The following is a 21,791-nucleotide window of genomic DNA, read 5'->3' as shown; positions in this document are numbered from 1 at the left end:
GGCACACCAGTTTGGGGTTTGGCGGTGCCAAACTCGCACGCGTTGACGCGGGGTGGAGCAGCCCGGTAGCTCGTCAGGCTCATAACCTGAAGGTCACAGGTTCAAATCCTGTCCCCGCAACCAACACATCAAAACCCCCGCAGAAATAACCCTGCGGGGGTTTTGTCGTAACAGGGCAAAGCACGCATTTACACTCTCGTGTGTTCATTCATCTCGATCCCCTATTCGCGCGACCTTCAGCGTCAGACTGTGCAGGATATCTTCGCTGGTCTTTGCTGGGCTCAAATTTCGGCGAACAAACATTTTGACAAGAAGTCTGCTGTCGCTCTGCAGGATGGCGGCACAAACCCATCTGGCATGAGATCGGTCCGGCGCGCATCAAAAGTTACGATGAGGATATCTCGGGAACGCGGCCCCTAAAATTGCCACGGTTGAACGGTCAAGGTCGGCTTGTGCGGCTTCAGCCTCCTTGAGCCGGATATGCCCTGGCTGAGGATCCGCCCGATTTCCTCGGCCGGGGCTCCAACCGCCCTCAGCCGGAGGTCTGTCACGACCCCTCGGTGAGGGCGTTTTGCTGTCCGCCAGGCGCTAAGGCTCCATTAACCATCCTTGCGCGACGATGCATTGCCTGATCGATACTTGGGGGAACTGGCATGAATGTCGTGGTTTTTGCGTCCCGCAAGGGAGGTTCTGGAAAGAGCACCCTTGTCGCGCATCTCGGGAGCTATATGGCCGCAAATGCTCGGCCGACACTCCTGATTGACGCGGACCCGCAGGGGTCTCTAGCCCTTTGGCAAAGGGTCCGGGGCGCACAAGATCTTCCGCTCCATGTTGGCACCAAGCATCTCGCGGCCACCCTGGCAAAGGCGCGGCGCGCTGGGGCTGAATGGGTCTTGATCGACACGCCGCCCAGCGCCGAAGCCCCCGTCGCCGAGGCGATCTGGCACGCGGATCTTGTCGTGATCCCCATGCGTCCGGGCCTGTTCGATGTCGATGCCGTCCAGGCCACGATCCAATTGTGCCGTGAGCTCAAGAAGCCTTATGCGGTGGTGATCAACGCCGCGCCGGCCAAGAATGGCTCAGAAGATCCGATGGTTGCGGATGCCCGAGGGGCGATGCAGACGCTCGAGATTCCGACATGGGGTGGTCAGATCACGCATCGCCCGGAACTATCGCTCTTTCTGGCCCATGGGGCCGGTGTTAACGAGTTCAGCGTCGGGTCGGCTGGATCGGAGGAGATCGGCAGCCTTTGGCGAGCGCTCACGAGGAGCTTCGAGGCTATCGAGGCGATGACGGGCAAACAGCCTCAATCCGCTTAACTGGCACGGCGAGCGATGATCTTAGACGTTATGGCGTTAGATCGTAGGTCCGTGTAGCCCTTCTGCCGCTGGGTCTCAGCCAAGCCAGCAAGCGCTTGAGCGGCTGCGGCCTCATCCTGGTAGATGTCGACCTTCTCCTAGCCCTTGGAGCCGACTGCTCCCCAATTCCGCACCAGCCGGATCGTCCCGAACAGGTCGCGTTCAATCATCAGGCTGAAGAAGCGTGCCCTGCCCTGCTCCGGGTCGCGCCGATAGAGCACCAAGTGGTGCGCGGGCATCGGGCATCAGGCGGGTCTCGTCCCTTACTCGGGTTTGCCCTTCTGGAGCGTCTTCTCCATCTCGCGCATCATGGCCTGCTCGATCTCGTCGAGGTTAACTTGGACAACTTCAGCACTGGTTTGTGCCTTGGCTCTGGTCACCGACACCTGCTTGGCCTTGGGCTTGTTGATCGCCATCCGCGCCTGAACAGGGAAGCGGTCTTCCAGGGTATCGATCAGGCTGTTGAGCGCCGCATCGGACAGCGGGATCTCAGGAGTGTCATCAAGCCCTCGAAGCGCGATGGACTGATGGGTGTAGCGCCGATCTTCCGTCACCTCCGGCCCGAACCATTCCAGCGGGCGAAAGGCGCTCGCCTCCCCTTCAGATGCAAATTCTACAGTGACTAGATGCAGGACACGAGGACGGATAATCTCGTCGACGAAGGCGTGCGCCTCGCCGATCGGCACGGTGGTCCGGGTGTAGTCGACCTCGCCGGCGCAGACATCGAGCAGCGCGTGAGCATGGCCCACCGGGATCTCGGTCTGGTCCTCAATCTCCCCGTCAGTGCCGAGCGTCTTTAGAATCAGCAGGCCTCTGTCCTCTTCGAGGCGAACCCAGGACGAGCGATCCCGCTGCTCGGGAAAGAAGCCTTCAACGTGGCGCAGCCCACCCCTTTCGCGCCGGATCAGACGGGCGAAGGATGGGGTAAGAAGGAAACGGCGGCGAACAGTCATAAAACCCCACGCATGTAAGGGATTGCGGACGCTTGTCTTTCGTACATGGCAGAGGAAGGGGAAGACAACCTTGAACCCGCAATATGGTTTCTGCTCAGCTGCCGGCCTTTAGCCCAAGCCCTCCAGTTCTCGATGATGGGCCGCTCGGATCAAGTAATCCCGATTCCAGTGAAACAGGTGCTCTGCTCAGATTGTCGAGCTCTACATTCAACGCCTGATCCCGCAGCGAGATGTGGTCGATCCGCATTAGCCGGAGCCGACATATAAAGACGCCTTGGCCGAGATGCTGTCTTAAAACCTCGGCCAAGGCGTCGGTGGTCCAAGGGAGAGAAACCACACGATGAAGTTAGGCTTCCCGCCGATGACAGCAAGGTGCTCACACATGACAACGCCCTGACAGGGTTAGCCGTGCGGACCTCACTGTCAGGGCGCTTTTGTGACGCCGGTTGCAACATCACACCGCGACTATGCGCAACGAACGCCGGAAGTGCAACCAAACGCTGTGTACAAGTACGAAACTAGACTCATACTGATGTGACGGCGGCAACCACGAAAACGGCTAGTCGCCTGTCGTGTTCTGAAAAAGTGTATCGAACGATTGCCTACTTTGCTGTCATCTTGATCGAAGTGTCGAGAAACTCATTGGTGAATGCGGCGGATGCCTCGAACGGCTGCTCAAGGCCGAAATAGGTCTTCACCATCTCGAAGTCGTTCTTCACCCGCTGGTCGTCGAAGGCTCCGAGGGCGGTCGAAGTCGTCGTCGGATCGCGCATCAGTTCCTTGATCCGATTCCACTGATCGCGCTGGTTGGCCTCATCAAGACCACTGACGCTGGCCATCAGGGCCTTGAGGCAAGGCGCGACGTCCTGCACGCAGGCTGCGAACGCCTTCTGGCTCACCTGGGTGAAGGCCTTCACCACGTCGCGCTTCTTCTCGAGATAGTCGGCGTTGACGATGATGGAATTGCCGTAAGGATTGATGCCGATGTCGCGCCAGGCGAGGAAGCTGAGATCGTCGCCGAACTCCCGCACCTTGAGATCGTGCTCGTTGTAGAAATCGCTCGTGATGTCGATGGCGCGGCTCTTGAGGGACGGCACCTTGGCCTGCGGGCTCACATTGACGAAGCTGACCGAGCCGGGGTCGATTCCGACCTGCTTGGCGAAGGCCGGCCACATGATGCGGGATGCGTCACCGGGCGGGTTGCCAATCTTCTTGCCGGGAAAATCCTTCGGGCCGCCGATGCCGCTGCTCTTGAGCCAGTAGAAGCCTTGAGGGGAATTGGCATAGACGGCCATGACCGCCACGAGCTTGGCACCTTTGCCACGGGCGAGGAGCGAGGTTGCGAGATCCGAGATGCCGATTTCGGAGGTTCCGGCACCGACCCGCTGGGCCGACACGCCGGATCCCTTTCCGGTTTCGATCGTCAGATCGATATTGGCCTCGTCGTACCATCCCTGCGCCTTCGCATAATAGTACGGAGCATGGTCGGCGGTCGGGACCCAGTTGAGAACCAGGTTGACCTTCTCTTTTCCCAAGGCGCCGACCGGAGCCAGAAGCGCAGCGGCGGCAAGGGCGGCGGACGCAAGTTTGATCATGATTGTTGTCCCTCTAGGTCTCCGGCCCGTCCTGGTGCCGGAGCTAGAAAAAGACTAGCCTTTCGAGCCAACCTAGATCAACTATCAATTAACTGGTTGGTTGATACTTGCGTAGAGGGCCCTGATGGCTGATCTCACCCCTTATTCCGAAGACAATACGGCACGTACCGGCAAGCGCGATCCTCAGGCCTCCCGTCAGGCCCTGCTCACCGCAGCCATTGCCGAGTTCGCCGGCAAGGGCCCCGCAGGAGCCCGGGTCGACGAGATCGCGCGCCGCGCCGGCGTCAACAAGCAGATGGTGTATCATTATTTCGGCAACAAGGATGATCTTTTCCGAGCCGCCCTCGAAGAGGTCTATGGCCGGATCCGTGCGCGTGAGCGCGCCCTGAACCTTTCCGATCTTCCCCCTGTGAGGGCCATGGAGAGCCTCGTCGGCTTCTCGTTCGATTACCTTGCGGAACATCCAGAATTCATCGCGCTCCTCAATGACGAGAACCGCTATGGCGCCATGCACCTGGATGGTCTCCGGGAGGTGCAGAGCATGCATCTGCCGCTCGTCGAGCTCATCCGGGACGCCCTGCAGCGGGGCGTTCGGGAAGGGGTGTTCCGGGACGATATCGACCCGATCAACCTCTACATTTCCATCGCCGGACTGTCGTATTTCTTCTTCTCTAACAACAGGACCCTGTCGGCCATCTTCGGCACGAATCTGGGTGACACGAAAGCCGTCGCAGTCCGCCGCCGCCATGTGATCGAGTTCGCCCTCGGGGCGCTCCGCCCTCTCCAACCATAGTCGCACGTTATCAACCAACCAGATAGTTGATTAGCAGCTTGGGGTAAGCTAGCCTCCCTTCACCTGACGGAAACGGGAGAAGCTTCTCATGACGAGCAGCGTCCAGACTGCCACGGTCCGAGTTGAACCTGCTCCCGGCAAGTTCGCATCCGCAACCGGCCGGAGGTGGCTCACCATCGCCGCCGTGCACATCGGGATCATCGTCCTCTGGCAGGCAATCGTCACCATTTTCCCGGTCCCCTCCTTCATCCTGCCTGCCCCGACGGCGATCCTCGCCTCCTTGGCAAAGCCCAATTACAGCTGGGTCGAGAACACGCTGGTGACCGCAGCCGAGATATTCGGCGGGTACGCCCTGTCCGTGGTGCTCGGCGTCGTTCTCGCGCTCCTGTTCTCCTGGTCTCGGATCCTAACGCTGCTGGTATTCCCCCTGCTGGTGACGCTCAACATGATCCCGAAGGTTGCCCTTGGCCCCCTCGTGATCGTCTGGTTCAGCTACGGCATCAGCACGAACATCCTGATCACGTTCACGCTCTGCTTCTTCCCGATCCTTCTCACGACGGTGCGCGGCCTGAACGAAGTGGAGCCGGACATTCTCGACCTTGTGCGCTCCCTCAAGGGCTCGCGCTGGCAGGCCTTCCGCTACATCCAGCTTCCGGGCTCCCTGCCCTACATCTTTTCCGGCATGAAGGTCGCGGCCATCCTGGCCGTTGCCGGCGCGGTCGTCGGCGAGTTCATCGCCTCCGAGCGCGGCCTCGGCTACCTGATGATCCAGGTCCAGGCCTCGCTCGACACGCCCGCCATGTTCATGGCCGTCGTTCTGCTCACGCTCCTCGGCATCGCGCTGTACCTCATCGTCATGGTGATGGAGCACCTGTGGGTTCCCAAAGACGCGAGGATGAAATGACTGCTTGGCTCGAAGACGGCTCCTGGCCCACGGGGTTCGATACCCCTGAAGACGTGGATGCCTTCATGGCAATACCGACGCGCGCGCTGGCAAGGGATCTGGCGGCCATCGACGGCGACATCATGATCCTGGGCGTCGGCGGCAAGATGGGCCCTACCCTTGCGCGCCTCGCCCGCAAAGCGGCGCCCGACAAGCGGGTGATCGGCGTGGCCCGCTTCAGCGAACCGGGCCTGCGCGACAGCCTCGAAGCCCATGGCATCGAGACGATCTCCTGCGATCTCACGGATCGCGCCGCAGTCGAAAATCTGCCGAAGACGCGCAACGTGATCTTCATGGCCGGGCGCAAGTTCGGCGCTCAGGGCAACCAAGCCCTCACCTGGGCCATGAACGTCCATGTGCCCGGGCTCGTAGCCGAAGCTTTCCGCGAGTCGCGAATCGTCGCGTTTTCGACCGCCTGCGTGTACCCGTTCGTCGGCATCGGCAGCCAGGGAGCGACGGAGGACAGCGTCCTGAACCCGCCTGGCGAGTATGCATTCTCCTGCATCGGTCGCGAACGGATCTTCGAGCACTTCTCCCAGATCTACAAAACACCCGGCCGGCTGTTCCGCCTGAGCTACGCCATCGATCTTCGGTACGGCGTCCTGTTCGACGTGGCCCAGAAGGTTCGCGACAACGAGCCGGTGGACGTCACCATGGGCCATGTCAACGTCATCTGGCAGGGTGATGCGAATGCCCAGGCCCTGCGGTGCCTGCGCTATGCGACGGACCCGACGAGCCCCATCAACGTGTCTGGCCCCGAAACCACGTCCATCCGCTGGCTCGCGAAGGCCTTCGGCGAGCGCCTCGGAAAGACGCCCCAGATCGTCGGCCAGGAAGCACCAACCGCCTGGCTCGTGAACACTGCGCAGGCCTCCGGGCTGTTCGGCTATCCCTCCGTTCCGCTCAATCGCATGATCGATTGGGTCGCCGAGTGGGTCGCCCGCGATCGTCCGAGCCTCGGCAAGCCGACGCATTTCGAGACCCGCGATGGCGCCTATTGAGGACCTCCGTCTACAACCGATTGATGAAGGCCTGATCGAGGGCTGCATGGCCCTGTCAGGGGAAGCCGGCTGGAACCAGCTTCCGGATGATTGGTCCTTCTTCATCGGGCACGGCAAGGTCTTCGCCCTGCTGGGCGACGGCGGGCAGCCCGTTGCAACGGGGGCGACCCTTCCTTATCCGGGCGGGTTCGCGTGGATCGGCATGGTCCTGGTCGCCGCCTCGCACCGGCGGCAGGGGCTCGGCACACGCATCCTCCAGGCCTGCATGCAGGAGGTGCGGAGTAAAGGCCTTGTGCCGGTTCTGGACGCGACACCTGCCGGGGAAACTGTCTATCGCCCCCTGGGCTTCGAGCCTCACTTCGGCCTGTCGCGCTGGCAGGGACAAGGCGGCAACACGGGCAGGATGCGTCCGGGAATAAGGCCGCTGCGCGAAAGCGACGTGGCGGCTCTCGTCGCATCCGATGCCATGGCCTTCGGAGCCGAGCGCCCTGCCCTGCTGACGTCGCTGCTTCGGAGAGCGCCACGGCTCGCTCTCGCGACGGACGACGGATCAGGTTGCGTGCTGGCCCGGCCCGGAAGGCTGGCGACGCAGCTGGGGCCCGTCATCGCCCGGTCCGAGATGAAGGCCGGCGAACTTCTCGAGGCCGCACTCGATCTGGTCGATGGCCCGGTCTTCATCGACGTGATTGACGCTCACCCGGAGCTCGCGCGTGTGTTGAAGGACAGAGGGTTCTCGATCCAACGGCCATTCCTGCGCATGGCGCAGAACCGTTCGACACCGTTCGGTGATCCCCGCCGGCTCTTTTCAGCCGTCGGACCCGAATTCGGCTAATCATTCCGCCTGCTGAGAGGACGACCCGCATGGCCTTGCACCACTCCCAACTTCCACCGGAGATTCTCAGCATGATCCGCAGGGGCGTCGCCATCCCAGCGCATCCTCTGGCTCTTGATGCAGAGCGTCGGTTCGACCGTCGACGGCAGCGGGCGCTGACCCGCTACTACGTCAATTCAGGTGTCGGAGGCCTTGCGGTGGGCGTGCACACGACCCAGTTCGCCATCCGCGAGATTGGCCTCTATGAGCCGGTTCTCGCCGCCGCCATGGAAGACAGCAAGGCATGGGCGGACCGCCCTCTCGTGATGGTGGCTGGCATCTGCGGCAAGACCGAGCAGGCCGTCACAGAGGCGCAGACCGCCGTCCGTCTCGGCTACCACGCAGGATTGCTGAGCCTCTCCGCCCTCAAGGGTGCGAGCGCCGACGAGATCATCGCCCATTGCCGCCGCGTCGCCGAAGAAATTCCCCTCGTCGGCTTCTACCTACAGCCTGCGGTCGGCGGCATGTCGTTGGATGCAGCGTTCTGGGAACAGTTCGCCGCGATCGAGAACGTCATTGCGATCAAGGTAGCGCCCTTCAACCGCTATCGGACCTTGGACGTGGTGCGAGGTGTGGTGGCGGCGCGTGCCGAGGAGCGCGTGACGCTTTACACGGGCAACGACGATCACATCGTGCTCGATCTCGTGACGCCGTTCACCGCCATGCGCGACGGAATGCCTGTGACAGTCCGCTTCAAGGGCGGCCTTCTCGGCCATTGGTCCGTCTGGACGCGCAACGCCGTCCGGATGCTGGATCAGCTTCAAAAGGCCGTCGAAGCAGGCCCCCTTGCGCCGGAGATTCTCGCGCTCGATGCCCGAGTGACCGATTGCAACTCGGCCTTCTTCGACGTCGCCCATGACTTTCATGGCTGCATCGCCGGCTGCCATGAGATCCTGCGCCGCCAGGGCCTGTTCGAAGGCATCTGGTGCATCGATCCGCACGAGGGTCTGAGCCCCGGACAATTGGAGGAAATCGACCGGGTGAGCCGCGACCATGCCGACCTGTCGGACGATTCCTTCGTTGCTGAGAACCTGCACCGGTGGCTGGCATGATGAGCGCTCTTGCACCAGACCCGACGCGGATCGGTAACGAAGCCGATCCGATGATCCGCCTGCGCAACGTGCGCAAAGTCTACCGCACAGGAGGGCACGAATTCGTCGCTGTGTCCGATGTGACGATGGACATCGCGGAAGGAGACATGGTTTCCCTTGTCGGCCCCAGCGGCTGCGGCAAGAGCACCCTCCTCAGGATTCTCGCAGGGCTTCACGATGCCGACGATGGCGAGGTAAGGATCGGGACGAGCGCCTCTACCTTCACGCCGGGACGCGACGTGGGCATGGTCTTCCAGCAGGCGCTCCTGCTGAAATGGAGAACCATTCTGGAGAACGTGATCCTACCTGCGGAAATCCTCGGCCTTCCCAACCGGGAAGCGAAGGAGCGTGCTCGTGACCTGCTCAACATGGTCGGGCTGCAAGGCTTCGAGAACAAGTATCCATATGAGCTGTCGGGGGGCATGCAGCAGCGCGCATCCATCGCGCGAGCTCTGGTGCACGATCCCAAACTCATATTGATGGATGAGCCTTTTGGGGCGCTCGACGCCCTCACCCGAGAGAAGATGAACCTTGAGATGCTGCGGATATGGCAGCAAAGCTCGAAGACGATCATCTTCGTGACGCACTCCATTCAGGAGGCTGTATTCCTCGGCTCACGCTGCGCGGTTTTAACGGCTGGGCCGGCCCGCATGGCGGATTATTTCGACATCGTGCTGCCATTGCCGCGCACGCTTGAAGTCAAAACAACGGAGCAGTTCGGGACCTATACTAAGCGGATTTATCACCTTCTCGGAATGGACTGACCATTGGGAAAACAGCATTTCTTTCGATTGCTTTGGGCTCACACCCTTGCAGTATTCAATTGGCGGCAACCAAAAAGTTGGGGCCACGTCCAAGACGATCGAAGAAAGGGAGCTCAGGTTTGTTGTACAATCCTGAGCTCCCTTATAGGAGACGTCTAATAAAGTCCTCTTCTCACATTGCGTCTGATCCAGTTCATCCAGGGTCGTGCAAACAATGACGTTTTAACTTTGCGCGTACACAGAAATTACGCTGAACAAACATGATGGAACTAGCTGTAGGATCTTTCGTCATGTCAACGACGTCATCCACGTACCACCTTAGGGCGTTTGTCGCCCGTCGTAGACAGCGTTAGCTTCAGCCTGTCCAAGATCCGCGCCTACAAGCTCTACCGCCAGACGGTGCGGGAGCTGTCGGAACTCTCCGATCGTGAGCTGGCCGATCTGGGCTTTGCCCGTTTCGATATTGCCCGCGTGGCCCGTGAGGGTGCCTTTGCCTAAGCCGCCACGTTATTCGCCTCAAGACGCGCCCGCTCTATGGCGGGCGTTCGTTTCTCAGGCCGCATCTGCCAACTCAACAGAGGCAAAATACATAAAGCCCGTGTCCGCACCCGAACACGGCTTCATTTGTTACGCGCGGAACTCAGACCTGGTAACTGGTGCGAAGATCAGGCGACCTGATTCAAGGCATCAGCCAGAGTTTCAACAATAGCGTCGATCTGGGACGTCTCGATGATCAGCGGAGGTGACAGGGCAATAATGTCGCCCGTGACCCGGATCAGCAGCCCTCTCTCGAAGCAATCAACGAAGGCGTCGTAGGCTCTGCTGCCTGGAGCTCCGGCGCGGCTGTCCAGCTCGATGCCGGCGATCAGGCCGATGGTTCGAATGTCGGTGACGTTCGGCAGTCCCTTCAGGCTGTGGACGGCATTATGCCAGTAGGTCTCAATCTCCGACGCCCGGGTGAGCAGGCCTTCCTCGCGATAGATCGAGAGGGTCGCCAGTCCCGCAGCACAAGCGGCCGGATGGCCTGAATAAGTGTAGCCGTGGAACAGCTCGATCTGGCTTTCAGGTCCCTGCATCAACGCATCATGCACCTTCCGACTGGCGAACACGGCGCCCATCGGAATAGCACCATTGGTCAGACCCTTGGCCGTGGTCACCAGGTCCGGAACGACACCGAAGAAGTCTACCGCAAACGGCGCCCCAAGGCGTCCGAAGCCCGTGATGACCTCGTCGAAGATCAGCAGGATGCCGTGGCGGTCGCAGATCGCCCGCAGCCGCTCAAGATAGCCCTTCGGCGGGATGAGAACGCCGGTGGAGCCTGCCACCGGCTCGACGATGACGGCTGCAATCGTTTCCGCCCCGTGTAGGGCGACGAGACGCTCGAGATCGTCTGCGAGTTCGGCGCCGTGCTCGGGCTGTCCCTTCACGAATGCGTTGCGAGCCGGATCGTGGGTGTGCCGCAGATGGTCGGTGCCAGGGAGCTGCGGGAACACGCGGCGGTTGTTCAGGATACCACCGACACTGATGCCCCCAAAGCCCACACCATGATAGCCACGTTCCCGTCCGATGAACCGTGTTCTCGTGCCTTGGCCAATGGCGCGCTGATACGCGATTGCCATCTTAAGGGCCGTATCGACTGACTCCGATCCGGACCCGGTGAAGAATACGCGGTCGAGGCCCGCACTCGGTCCACCTGGCGCGATCTCGGCCAGACGCTCGGCGAACTCGAAGGCGATCGGATGTCCCATCTGGAATGACGGGGCGTAGTCCATCGTCGAGAGTTGCCGCCCCACGGCGTCAGCAATCTCGCTCCGGCCATGGCCGGCGTTCACGCACCACAAGCCCGCGGTGCCATCGAGGATCTGACGGTTGTCATCGCTCGTGTAGTACATCCCTTCGGCTCTCGTGAGCAGGCGGGGTGACGCCTTGAACTGGCGGTTTGCCGTAAAAGGCATCCAGTAACTTTCGAGCCGGAAGCTGTTGTGTCGTTGGGGAGCGTTCATGACCGGGTTCCTTTTGATGGCGGATCATGGCCATGATCGCAGGAAGCCAACAAGTCCTTTTCTTTGTTCTACTAAGCCATTGATATTGCTCGCTGCTGATGGGTGTGTTTGTTTCATTCGAAACAACTGAAACACACGGGTGGCGGTGCTGCGATGGAATTCGATTTGGGTGGACGGCTTCGCTATGTCCGGGGGCTTCACAACCTATCCCAGCGTGAGCTTGCCAAGCGCGCAGGGATCACCAACTCGACCATCTCGTTGATTGAGTCCAACCAAACCAATCCCTCGGTTGGTGCATTGAAGCGCATCCTTGACGGCATCCCGATCGGACTAGCGGAGTTCTTTGCGCTGGAGCCGGAGAAGCCGAAGCAAGCCTTCTATCGCGGGGATGAATTGGTCGAGATCGGAAAGGGCAAGATTTCCTACCGCCAGATCGGCAACAACCTGTTCGGGCGGGCGCTCCAGATCCTGAAGGAGCGCTACGAACCTGGCGCAGATACCGGCAAGGTTCCCCTTACGCATCAAGGTGAGGAGGGCGGCATCATTCTAAGCGGACGGCTGGAGGTCACCGTCGAGGGCGAGCGGAGGATCCTCGGACCGGGCGATGCCTACTACTTCGAGAGCTGGAGGCCGCATCGGTTCCGATGCGTCGGCCCGGTGCCGTGCGAAGTCGTCAGCGCCTGTACGCCGCCAACCTTCTGAGCCGTCATGGTCAGACTAAGGTTACCAGTACGGTATCATCAGCCGCAATCAAGTCCAGAAGCTTGCCTGCTTGGCGTCGCCGCCCGCCAGCTACCACTATTCGAGACGGCTGTTCCCAACATCCGGTGAGATACCCATCCAAGGCCAAAATACGTGGTCAACGACGCAGCGGTCAGAGTATGATCGGAAGACCCAGAACCTTGTCCAAAGCGACCGCTCTCAGCCAGTACTCAGCAGATCAGAACGGAAGGATGCATCGAGGCGCTGCATGAAGCTTTCCGCGCAGCACATGTGCTCGCGCATGATCCGGCTGACGCCACGGCGATCCCTCACACGGAAGGCCACCACGAGATCCCGGTGGCTCGCTACGTTGTGCTGACCAAAGGCCTCGTGCTCGTCGTAGCGGTCGCTGCGGAACTCGACGAGATCGCGCAGGAGCCCGTTCAGGAAGCGGCAGATGAAGGCGAGCAGAGGATTGTCGCAGCTCTCGCAGAGAATGTCGTGGAACTCGATCTCGAGCCGACGGCCCGTGACTCGGTCGCCGCTGTCGCGGGCTTCGACGCATTGCTCGATATTGGTCTCGAGCCTCTTCAACTGGTCCTCCGTCAGACGACCGACGACGCTTTCCGCGAGGGACACCTCAAGGCTGCGCCTTAGGATGTAGATCTGCTCGAAATCCAGCACTTGAAAATGGAGGTAGCTGCGCAACTGCTGCATGGCCGCGTCGATGGAAACGGGCTGGATTTCGGCGCCGCCGTTCGGGCCGGTCTGCATCTTCACAAGCCCCTGCACCTCAAGGGCCTTCAGCGCTTCGCGAAGCGTACCCTTCGCGCAGCCGTAATGCTGCATCAGGGTTTTCTCGTTGGGCAGCCGGTCACCCGGTTTCAGGCCCTCCCGCGCGATCCAGCGCCTCAGGTCTTCGGCGATCTGATCCGAGAGCTTCGTGCGCTGCATCCGTCCGCGCCCGCGGTCCGGAACGCGTTCCTTGTCGCTTTTCATATTTGAACCGCTTCAGGTCTCCACGGGATGTCTTCCTGGAGAGGATATATAGGACGGGCGAGTTTTTCGAAACGGAATAACTTGTAGTCCGAGCTCGTCACACCGCGGCTCGCGCACTCGACGACGGCCCTCGCGATGGGCTCGAACACGGGACGGCAATACATGCGGGATTTCAGGATCAGGTACCGGCACGCACGGGGGTCGAGACCGACGCTCGTGAACACCGCAAGGTCCCACGGCTCGTGAGGCTGCTCGGTGACGAGTACCCGCGCCCGGCCGGTGTCCAGCACGGCGGCCCGCCCCATGAGGCAGCGCATGCCCGTATAGGTCGGCCCGCTGATTGTATACTCGCCATCGCCCAGAACGCGGATTACCCCGGCGAGCTCCAGTGGGCGCTTGGAGACGCCGATGCGCGGCATCGCCACGCGGTTGCCGATCCCGAGCTCGATCCGGGCGCCGACTCCTGCGGCCATCATTGCCGCCACGGCTTCAGGATCGCAGATTGGACCAACGACGATGTCGTCGAGCCCCTGCGCCAGCGCCTCGCCGAGTACATCCATAGTATCGCAGGTGCCACCGGACATGCAGTTGTCGCCATGATCGAGCAGCAGCACGGGGCCTTGCCCCGCTCCTTCGACGGCGGCGCGCGCCGCCGCGACCGACTGGTGGAGCGGCTCCTCGTGGTACACGAACTCGGCGCGGCGCTCCCACAGGAGCCCGCCGATCTCGCGCGCGGCCTCCGCGGCGAGATCGGCCGATTCCGCGACCGTGATCACCGATACACCGGCATCCGCGATGTCGGCGATGGGAAAGCCGCCGAAAACGCTGACAGCCAGCACGCCGGGCCGCTCCTCCGCGGCTCTCGCAGCCTTGATCGCATCCTGCATGGCTCCGGGAACGCCAGTGTTCATCTTCAAGGTATGGGCCAGTTGCGGCGGATGGCACCAGGCCCGCTTCGGCGCGAGCCCCTCGTCGAGCATGCGTCCAACGAGCCGCACCGCATGAGCACCGGTTTCGTACATGTCCACATGCGGATAGGTCTTGAAGCCGACGAGCACGTCGGCGTTCGCAACCATGCGTTCAGTGATGTTGCCGTGAAGGTCGAGCGCGACGCCGAGCGGCACATCGGGCGCGACGGCACGGATGCGGGCGAGGAGCTCGCCCTCGCCGTCCTCCAGGCTCTCGGTCACCATCGCCCCGTGAAGATCCAGGAGAACGGCGTCGCATCCGTTCCGGACCGCGTCGACGATCGCCGCCGCCATGGCCTCGAACGCGTCGTCCGCCACGGGGCCGCTCGGGTTGGCGGTGGCGAAGACTGGCGTCACCACCTCCGCGCCGCGCACTTCCGCAAAGGCCAGGAAGGCGCCCATGGCCGTGCGCGAACCCGTGCCCGCCTGCAGGGCATCCTCGTCCCAGCGCGGGTTGAACGATGCGAGCGGCGTCGGCACCGGCGAGAACGTATTGGTTTCGTGATTCATGCGGGCGACGACGAAGCGCATGCCGGTTATCCTTGTGAAGGCGCTGCCCAGCGCCGATGGTTCCGTGTATCGGGACTTTTTAACGGACGCCTGTCAGTTCAGGCGTTCCGTCCCGCGCCCGTCGTAGTCGAGAACGGCGCCGAGGAGCACCTGCGCTCCCGCCGCGCATTCCTCGAAGGACGTGCTTTCCTCCTCGTTGTGGCTCAGCCCACCCGCGCAGGGCACGAAGATCATGGCGGTCGGCGCGACTCGGGCGATGTAGGCCGCATCGTGACCCGCGCCCGAGATCATGTCGCGCGCCTGATACCCGGCTGCCTGCGCGCTCTTTTTCACGGAAGCAAGACAATCGGCATCGAACCTGACGGCGGGCGATTCCCAAACCTTCTTGGATTCCACACCGAGGCTTCCCTTGCCGGCCATCTCGTCAATCGCGGCCAGGAGCTTGCGCTCCATGACGTCGAGGACGGTGTCGTCGGGATGACGGAAATCAACCGTGAAGAACACATGTCCCGGCACGACGTTTCGCGAATTGGGCTGCACCTCGATCAGTCCGACGGAGCCCACGGCGGAAGGCGCGTGCTCCAGGGCGATGCCCTCGATCCGGTCGATGAGCCGCGCCGCGCCCACGAGGGCGTCGCGCCGCATGGACATCGGGGTCGAGCCCGTATGCGCCTCTCGTCCGGTGACGGAGACCTCATACCAGCGCATGCCCTGGACGCCTTGGACGACTCCGATGACTTTCTCCTCCTGTTCGAGGATGGGTCCCTGCTCGATATGCAGCTCGAACATCGCTCCGAACGTGACCGATCCGGCCTTGGCGGCGCCCCGATAGCCGATCGCCTCGATGGCCTCGCCGAACGTGACGCCCTGACGATCTTCCCGGCTGTCCGCATAGGCCCGGTCGAAGACGCCCGCATAGACGCCTGACCCGAGCATCGCGGGCGCGAAGCGCGAGCCCTCCTCGTTGGTCCAGTTCACCAGCATGAGAGGCGCGTTCGTCTCGTAGCCGGAATCCTGAAGGGTCTTGAAGACCTCCAGGCCGCCGAGCACCCCGAGAATCCCGTCGAACTTTCCGCCCGTGGGCTGCGTGTCGAGGTGGCTGCCGATCGCGATGGGGGGAAGATCGCTGCGCCTGCCGGGCCGAACGGCGAACATGTTGCCGACCTCGTCGACCATCACGGTGCAACCGAGCCTCTCGCATTCCTCCTTAAGCCAGTCGCGCACCTGCCTGTCGGTGTCCGTCAGGGTCAGGCGCGATACGCCGCCCTTCGCCGTTCCGCCGATCCTGGCGGTGTCCATCAAACTGTCCCAGAGACGCTGGGGATTGATTTGAAGATTGGGAATCATAGGTTTTACCACAACGCGGGGTCAATGGGCCTTCACGCCCAGGTAGCGGTCCTTCGTCGCCTCATCGGCGGCGAACTCGTCATGCGTGCCGTGATAGACGACACGGCCGAGCTCCAGGATATAGTGGCGGTCGGCGAGCTGCGTGCAAACGGCGAGGTTCTGCTCGACGAGCAGGATTGGGATTCCGGCCGCGCGGATCTTCTTGATCTGGTCAACGATCTCATCGACGATGACGGGAGCCAGTCCTTCGACAGGCTCATCCAGCATCAGGAGTTTCGGCGCGTTGAGAAGAGCGCGAGCGATGGCCAGCATCTGCTGCTCGCCGCCGGAGAGCTGGCCGCCTCCGTTGCGGCGGCGTTCTTCGAGGCGCGGGAAGATCCTGTACACGTCCTTCAGCGACCAGGGCGAGCCCTTCCGCTCCGCGATGCGCAGATTCTCTTCGACGGTGAGCAATCCGAAGACGCCGCGGTTTTCGGGCACGAGAGCGAGGCCGCGCTGAGCGATTTTGTGAGGACGCCATCCCGTGACGTCCGTTCCGGCGAAGCGCACGCGTCCGGCGCTCGGCGCGAGCAGGCCGCTGATGCTCTTCAGGGTCGAGGTCTTCCCGGCCCCGTTCCGGCCGAGCAGCGTCACGACCTCGCCGGCCCGCACCTCGAGGGTCACGCCCTGAAGGATATGGCTCTTGCCGTAATAGCCATGCACGTTTTCGATTTCGAGCAATGCCGTGGTCATGCGAGATCACCCGTGATCATGTTGCCGAGATAGGCGCGCCGCACTTCCGGATCGTCTCGCACCACGGCGGGCGGCCCCTCCACCAGCACGCGCCCCGCACGCATGACCGTCACGGTGTCACTGATGTTCATGACGATGCCCATGTTGTGCTCGATGAAGAGCACCGTGTGGTCGCGGCCCAGATCGCGGATCAGGGCCTTCATCGCCTCGACGTCGTCGATTCCCATTCCGGATGTTGGCTCGTCGAGCAGGATCAGCCGCGGCTTCGCCGCAACCGCCATGCCGACTTCGAGCCGCCGCTGCTGCCCGTGAGAGAGTTCGCCTGCCGCTCTTTCCGAGACATGGGTCAGCTCCAAGCGCTCCATGACTTCATCGGCGATGGCGAGCGCACTGCCGTGCAGATCGACCCCGCGCCAGGGCGCGAGCGCCTGCAGGGGTGTGCGCCCCTGAGCCGCTAGGCGCAGGTTCTCGCGGACGGTCAGATTCTGGAAAAGGCTCGTCACCTGGAAGGAGCGCGCGATGCCCAGAGGCACCCTCTTGTCGTCGGATACATGGGTGATGTCCCGCCCGTTGAGGGTGATCCGCCCGCTCGATGCTCGCACGCGGCCGGTTAGGGCATGGAACAGGGTGGTCTTTCCCGCGCCGTTCGGACCGATCACGGAATGAATCGTGTTGGGCTTAATCGACAGGGTGACGTCCGAGAGGGCGAGGAAGCTGCCGTAGCGGACGCCGAGTTTTTCGGCCACAAGAATCGGAGTCTGGGTGCTCATATGCCCCTCCCCTCGGATTCCGGCGGGATGGGAGATTCGATGGAAGATTTAATGGAAGACTTGCGGCCCATGGGCAGGGCCTCGACCAGCCGTTCAAGGAGACCCCACAGGCCCTTCTGCATGAAGAGCGCCACCACGATGAGGAGCCCGCCGAGAAGGAGAAGCCAGCGCGGCCAGATCGACGAGAGCAGATCCGAGACGATCACGTAGAACCCTGCTCCAAGCACGGAGGCGAACAGGTTTCCGGTGCCGCCGATAATCGTCATGATCAGGATGCTCTCGCTCATGTGGTATTCAATGTTCGACAGAGGCGCGACGCCGATGAGGAGAGCATGGAGCGCGCCGGCAAGCCCCGTCACCGCGCCGGAAATCGCAAAGGCCGTGATCTTGAAGTTGCGGACGGGAAAGCCGATGGCGCGCGCGCGTTCCTCGTTGTCGCGGACCGCCAGCAGTGTGCGCCCGAACGTGGAGCTCGCAACCCGCTGCAGAGCCGCGAAGACGAGCAGAAAGAGCACCGCCACGAAGGCGTAGTAGGCCCAGGAACCTCCCAGAGAGAACGGTCCGATGGCAGGCCGGGGAATGTTGAGCAGGCCGTTGTCGCCGCCTGTGATGTCCTTGAACGTGTAGGCGAGGAAGTAGAAGAACTGGGAGAAGGCGAGCGTCAGCATGACGAAGTAGACGCCCTGCCGGCGGATCGAGAGCCAGCCAACTCCCGTGGCGACGACGGCTCCCGCGATCGCCGCGAGAACGAGCGCGACACCGAGCGGGAGCGAGGTGTGCAGCAAGGTCAGCCCGGCCGCATAGCTCCCGAGTCCGAAGAAGATTCCCTGGCCGAAGGACAACAGGCCCGTATAGCCGAGGAGCAGATTGCAGGCTGCCGCCGCCATGGCGAAGATCAGCACCTCGGACGCGAGCGTGCCGGACCGCATGAAGAGCGGGAGCGCGATGGCGACGAGTGCGGCGAGAACGAAGTGAAGAGAAGCGCGGTTCATGATGGCAGCTCTCATGCCCGGCCGAGCAGGCCGCGCGGCATCGTCAGAATGACGAGACCCATGCCGAGATAGATCATCAGGCGGGCGCCCTCGGGCCAGAGCGTCGTCATAATGCTCTGCACGATTCCCACCAGAAGGCCTGCGATGAGCGCGCCCGTGTAGCTGCCCATGCCGCCGATGACGACCACCACGAAGGCGATGCCGAGGGCCTCGACGCCCATGAAGGGCTCGACGCCGCGGATCGGCGCTGCGAGGGCTCCGGCGAGGCCCGCAAGGCCCGCGCCGAGGGCGAAGACGGCCGTGTTCACCCGCACGATGTCGATGCCGAGCAGCGAGACCATGTCGATCGATTCCGAGCCCGCGCGCACCACGGCGCCGAGCCGCGTGCCCTCCAGAAGCCACCAGAGACCAATAGCAAGCACGAGGGTCAGCCCGATGACGAAGAGGCGGTATTGCGGATAGATGAAATCGCCCAGGATAAGCACGCCACTGAGCGCGCCCGGAGTTGAGACGTTGCCGCCCACTGGCCCCCAAAGAATGATGACCAGTTCCTGCACCATCAGAGCGAGCCCAACGGTCACGAGGATGTGGAACGTATGCGGCAGGTGATAAATGCGCCGCAGCAGGACGGATTCCGTCAGGGCCGCGAGCCCCGCGACGATGATCGGCGCTACAAGAAGTGCCGCCCAGAAGTTCAGGCCGCGCTCGGTCATGTCATAAACGAGATAGGCGCCCAGAAGATAAAATGCGCCGTGGGCAAAATTCACGAAATGAAGCAGCCCGAAGATGATGCTCAATCCCACCGCGAGCAGGAAGTAGAGCATTCCCAGGCCGATGCCGTTCACCAGCTGAAATAGATATATCACGCGGGCACCTGATGTTGGAGCCAATCAATGTTCGCAAAAGAATGGGGACGGCCGCGTGCCGTCCCCGCCGATGGTCAGGCCATCTTGCACTGGGCTTGCTCGGGAGACTGGAACGACTTGCCGAAGCTGATAATGTCGGCGTAGTCGTCCTTGTCCTTCATGGCGCTCTTGGCCTTCCCCTTCAGCAGGTAATAGTTCTTGATTACCTGATGGTCCGTGGCGCGGATCTCCTCGTCGCCGGTCAGGCCAGCATACTTCATGCCCTCCATGGCCTGGATGACGGCTGGACCTTCCGTGCTTCCCGCCTTCGCGGCCGCGTCAATCAAGATTTTTGTCGTCAGATAGGCGCTGGCGAAGGCGTAGTTCGGGTTCATTTTGTGCTTGGCTTGCACCTTGGCGACCAGCTCGCGGTTAAACGGCGAGTCGATGCCGTGCCAGTACTGAGCCCCGAAGTAGACGCCCTCCATCAGCTCAGGTCCCAAGGCTTCAAACTGTTCGAGTCCCGAAGCCCAGGCCAGCAGGATCGTCATGCGGTTCTTCATGCCGAAGCTGACGGCCTGACGAAGAGTATCGGACGACTGGGAGCCAAAGTTGAGGATGAGGAGAGCATCGGGCTTCGCGGCCATGGCATTGGTTAGATAGCCGCTGAATTCCTTCTCCGTGAGGGAGTGATAGCTGTTGCCGACATGCTCGATCCCCTTCTCCTTGAAGATCGCCTTGGCGGCATTGAGCAGGCCATCGCCGAAGACGTATTGAGGCGTGATCGTGTACCAGCGCTTCGCGTTGGGAAGCTGCTCGATGAGCGGACGCACGGTCTGCTCGATTGCGCCGAACGTCGGCACGCTCCACCGGAACGTGTTCTTATTGCACTCGGAGCCGGTGATCTCATCGGCGCCTGCTGTGGTGATGAAGACCCCCTTCCCTTTCGCGACCTCCTTGCCCATAGCGAGGGCCTCGGACGACAGGATGCCGCCGGAGAACATCGTCACTCCGCGCTCCATCGCCTCCTGAACCTTGCGGACGGCTGTGGCCGGCTTTCCTTCCGTGTCGATCTCGAGATAGCTTAGCTTACGGTCTAGGACCTTGCCGACCTCCTCAACAATCATTGCGGTACCCATGGAGCCAAACTTACCATTGGCAGCGAAGGGCCCCGACATTGGAAGCGGCGCGCCAATGGTGATGTCCTCGCTGGCAGCGAAGGCAGGCCGGAGTCCGGTAGGGAGGAGTAGCGAGCTCGCGGCAACGGATGAGAGTTTCAGCAAATCACGACGGTTGAGCATGGATACCTCTGGGCTGTTTATTCTATTTATACGTATAATTATAATGGATTTTTGTCTGTCAAGAAAAAACGCGCCCAGAGGGAGTCAGCAGGGCTTTTCGGCGGCGGAACGTTGGTTGGGATGGCGCCGTCAACTTAACCGGATTGACCCTCTTTTGAGGAATCCGGACCCAAGGAGCGCGGCGTACTTTCAATGATTTAGGTCTGGTCATTACGCCCTCAGACAGTCCTGATTTGCTTAAGTTGACGATGCCCCCGGATGGCACGTGCCGCCCACAGCTGGTATCTGCGCAACACCTACGTCGAGAACAATCTGATCAGACCGGGTCAAATCACGCTCAAGGGCGAGACGCTTGATCTTGGGCGCATTCGCCAGAACACCTATGCGGTAGGGACGGAAAAGGATCACATCGTGCCGTGGGATGCAGCTTGGCGCATCACCCAGCTGTTCGGCGGTGAGGTGCGGTTCGTGCGCGCCTCCAGTGGCCATATTGCGGGGATCATCAATCCACCGGGTGGTAAGGGCACCTATTGGACCCGGGAGAGTAGCGACGCAGGAGCGAGCAGCCCTGAGCAGTGGCTCCAGAGCGCCAGCCGCCATGAGGGGAGCTGGTGGCCGGACTGGACGGCGTGGCTTTCTAGCCGCTCGGGCCGGAAAGGGGCGCCGCCCCACATGGGCGGTCCGAAACATCCGCCGCTGCTGGATGCGCCCGGCACCTATGTGATGGAAAAGTAGAATGGCTGAGGCCAATCCGAGTACACATCGCGCAGCGTAGACCGGTTTGGTTGACCTCAGCAGCGAGATACGCGACCACCGTTCGGCAGCTCATCTGTTGAGGCTGGAGCAGGATGTCAGATGAAGATCACCATGGATGTTGAGTGCACGCCCGAGGAGGCCCGAGCCTTCCTGGGGCTGCCGGACGTGAAACCGATGCAAGAGCAACTCATGCGAGAGGTGCAGGACCGCATGACCGCGAACATCCGGGCTATGGAGCCGGAAGCCATGCTGAGAACCTGGCTTCCGGCGACCCTGAAAGGGTTCGAGCAGATGCAGGAGATCTTCATGTCCCAAATGACCGGGACCAAACGAGAGTGAGTGATAGCGAGAGGCTCCGTTGCATCGCTCTAAGGATCTCTGCCCCTGACGAAAGTCTGCTGATGTTGACGCCGGCCGGACGGCTCGTCCTGGAGGATCTGCTGTCCGTCCGACCGATCATCGGCTCGTCTCGTCGCTAACCTTCGAGGATTTCTTCT

23 protein-coding genes and 1 tRNA gene are annotated in these 21,791 nt (G+C 61.9%); 12 read left to right on the top strand and 12 right to left on the bottom strand.

The genetic code is table 11. The annotated features are described in order from the left end of the window. Window positions 1–46 precede the first annotated feature (46 nt). Window positions 47–123 (top strand) — tRNA-Met (locus FS320_RS20795). Window positions 124–653: 530 nt separating this feature from the next. After that, window positions 654–1,319, top strand: coding sequence for a ParA family protein (locus FS320_RS20790; protein ID WP_152713871.1), 666 nt, complete (start codon window positions 654–656; stop codon window positions 1,317–1,319). 137 nt (window positions 1,320–1,456) lie between these two features. On the opposite strand, the gene FS320_RS48110 is transcribed toward FS320_RS20790, so the two are convergent. From FS320_RS48110 to FS320_RS20775, 3 genes are all read right to left on the bottom strand, one after another. After that, on the bottom strand, window positions 1,457–1,597 hold the full coding sequence (locus FS320_RS48110) for a WGR domain-containing protein (protein WP_244627271.1): 141 nt from the start codon (window positions 1,595–1,597) through the stop codon (window positions 1,457–1,459). A gap of 24 nt (window positions 1,598–1,621) precedes the next feature. Continuing rightward, window positions 1,622–2,311, bottom strand: a complete 690-nt coding sequence (locus FS320_RS20780; RefSeq protein ID WP_152713870.1) for a CYTH domain-containing protein — start codon at window positions 2,309–2,311, stop codon at window positions 1,622–1,624. Window positions 2,312–2,913: 602 nt separating this feature from the next. Further along, window positions 2,914–3,906, bottom strand: coding sequence for an ABC transporter substrate-binding protein (locus FS320_RS20775; protein WP_152713869.1), 993 nt, complete (start codon window positions 3,904–3,906; stop codon window positions 2,914–2,916). A 124-nt stretch (window positions 3,907–4,030) separates the two neighbouring features. Here FS320_RS20775 and FS320_RS20770 point away from each other — a divergent pair, with 124 nt between their 5' ends. From FS320_RS20770 to FS320_RS20740, 7 genes are all read left to right on the top strand, one after another. Then, window positions 4,031–4,699, top strand: a complete 669-nt coding sequence (locus FS320_RS20770) for a TetR/AcrR family transcriptional regulator (protein WP_152713868.1) — start codon at window positions 4,031–4,033, stop codon at window positions 4,697–4,699. Between the two features lie 88 nt (window positions 4,700–4,787). Next, window positions 4,788–5,603: an ABC transporter permease gene (locus FS320_RS20765; protein WP_152713867.1), complete on the top strand. Its 816-nt coding sequence runs from the start codon at window positions 4,788–4,790 to the stop codon at window positions 5,601–5,603. Continuing rightward, entirely contained in the window at window positions 5,600–6,643 is a 1,044-nt protein-coding gene (locus tag FS320_RS20760; RefSeq protein WP_152713866.1) for an NAD-dependent epimerase/dehydratase family protein, read from the top strand. The genes FS320_RS20765 and FS320_RS20760 overlap by 4 nt, the downstream gene beginning before the upstream one ends. Next, the gene (locus FS320_RS20755; protein ID WP_152713865.1) at window positions 6,630–7,475 is read left to right on the top strand and encodes a GNAT family N-acetyltransferase; all 846 of its coding nucleotides are present in this window, start codon (window positions 6,630–6,632) and stop codon (window positions 7,473–7,475) included. The genes FS320_RS20760 and FS320_RS20755 overlap by 14 nt, the downstream gene beginning before the upstream one ends. 35 nt (window positions 7,476–7,510) lie before the next feature. Continuing rightward, window positions 7,511–8,566, top strand: a complete 1,056-nt coding sequence (locus FS320_RS20750; protein WP_162002979.1) for a dihydrodipicolinate synthase family protein — start codon at window positions 7,511–7,513, stop codon at window positions 8,564–8,566. Further along, complete coding sequence (locus tag FS320_RS20745) at window positions 8,563–9,369, top strand: ABC transporter ATP-binding protein (RefSeq protein ID WP_152713863.1); 807 nt, start codon at window positions 8,563–8,565, stop codon at window positions 9,367–9,369. Before FS320_RS20750 ends, FS320_RS20745 begins: the two co-directional genes overlap by 4 nt. 327 nt (window positions 9,370–9,696) lie before the next feature. Beyond that, window positions 9,697–9,867, top strand: coding sequence for a DUF1127 domain-containing protein (locus tag FS320_RS20740; protein ID WP_152713862.1), 171 nt, complete (start codon window positions 9,697–9,699; stop codon window positions 9,865–9,867). A 167-nt stretch (window positions 9,868–10,034) separates the two neighbouring features. Here FS320_RS20740 and aptA read toward each other — a convergent pair whose 3' ends face one another. After that, window positions 10,035–11,372, bottom strand: a complete 1,338-nt coding sequence (gene aptA, locus FS320_RS20735) for an omega-aminotransferase AptA (protein ID WP_152713861.1) — start codon at window positions 11,370–11,372, stop codon at window positions 10,035–10,037. Between the two features lie 153 nt (window positions 11,373–11,525). On the opposite strand from aptA, the gene FS320_RS20730 reads away from it, so the two are divergent. Then, a complete protein-coding gene (locus FS320_RS20730) occupies window positions 11,526–12,074 on the top strand; it encodes a cupin domain-containing protein (RefSeq protein WP_152713860.1) in 549 nt (182 codons plus the stop codon). Between the two features lie 219 nt (window positions 12,075–12,293). Here the strand turns inward: FS320_RS20730 and FS320_RS20725 are convergent, their stop codons facing one another. The 8 genes from FS320_RS20725 to FS320_RS20690 all read right to left on the bottom strand — a co-directional run bounded on the left by FS320_RS20725 (window position 12,294) and on the right by FS320_RS20690 (window position 20,538). Next, window positions 12,294–13,073, bottom strand: coding sequence for a FadR/GntR family transcriptional regulator (locus FS320_RS20725; RefSeq protein ID WP_152713859.1), 780 nt, complete (start codon window positions 13,071–13,073; stop codon window positions 12,294–12,296). Continuing rightward, entirely contained in the window at window positions 13,070–14,572 is a 1,503-nt protein-coding gene (locus tag FS320_RS20720; protein ID WP_152713858.1) for a M81 family metallopeptidase, read from the bottom strand. Before FS320_RS20720 ends, FS320_RS20725 begins: the two co-directional genes overlap by 4 nt. A 72-nt stretch (window positions 14,573–14,644) precedes the next feature. Then, window positions 14,645–15,850, bottom strand: coding sequence for a M20 family metallo-hydrolase (locus FS320_RS20715; protein WP_244627269.1), 1,206 nt, complete (start codon window positions 15,848–15,850; stop codon window positions 14,645–14,647). Window positions 15,851–15,919: 69 nt separating this feature from the next. Then, a complete protein-coding gene (locus tag FS320_RS20710; protein WP_152713856.1) occupies window positions 15,920–16,630 on the bottom strand; it encodes an ABC transporter ATP-binding protein in 711 nt (236 codons plus the stop codon). After that, window positions 16,627–17,400 carry an ABC transporter ATP-binding protein gene (locus tag FS320_RS20705; protein WP_152713855.1) on the bottom strand — a complete coding sequence of 258 codons (774 nt, stop codon included), beginning with the start codon at window positions 17,398–17,400 and terminating at the stop codon, window positions 16,627–16,629. Before FS320_RS20705 ends, FS320_RS20710 begins: the two co-directional genes overlap by 4 nt. After that, a complete protein-coding gene (locus FS320_RS20700) occupies window positions 17,397–18,392 on the bottom strand; it encodes a branched-chain amino acid ABC transporter permease (protein ID WP_202882879.1) in 996 nt (331 codons plus the stop codon). The genes FS320_RS20705 and FS320_RS20700 overlap by 4 nt, the downstream gene beginning before the upstream one ends. Window positions 18,393–18,403: 11 nt before the next feature. Further along, window positions 18,404–19,258 (bottom strand): ABC transporter permease subunit, encoded by an 855-nt coding sequence (locus FS320_RS20695; protein ID WP_162002978.1) that lies wholly within the window; start codon window positions 19,256–19,258, stop codon window positions 18,404–18,406. Between the two features lie 74 nt (window positions 19,259–19,332). Continuing rightward, window positions 19,333–20,538 (bottom strand): ABC transporter substrate-binding protein, encoded by a 1,206-nt coding sequence (locus FS320_RS20690; protein WP_152713853.1) that lies wholly within the window; start codon window positions 20,536–20,538, stop codon window positions 19,333–19,335. 258 nt (window positions 20,539–20,796) lie between these two features. On the opposite strand from FS320_RS20690, the gene FS320_RS20685 reads away from it, so the two are divergent. Together FS320_RS20685 and FS320_RS20680 are read left to right on the top strand one after the other, a co-directional pair. Further along, a complete protein-coding gene (locus tag FS320_RS20685) occupies window positions 20,797–21,273 on the top strand; it encodes a class I poly(R)-hydroxyalkanoic acid synthase (RefSeq protein WP_244627268.1) in 477 nt (158 codons plus the stop codon). Window positions 21,274–21,393: 120 nt separating this feature from the next. Continuing rightward, entirely contained in the window at window positions 21,394–21,633 is a 240-nt protein-coding gene (locus FS320_RS20680; protein ID WP_036359725.1) for a DUF6489 family protein, read from the top strand. The last annotated feature ends 158 nt before the right edge of the window (window positions 21,634–21,791 follow it).

This window comes from Microvirga tunisiensis (assembly GCF_009296175.1).
Taxonomy (GTDB): domain Bacteria; phylum Pseudomonadota; class Alphaproteobacteria; order Rhizobiales; family Beijerinckiaceae; genus Microvirga; species Microvirga tunisiensis.
The sequence above is the reverse complement of the archived record's forward strand: the minus strand, read 5'-3'. Positions and strand labels throughout refer to the sequence as shown.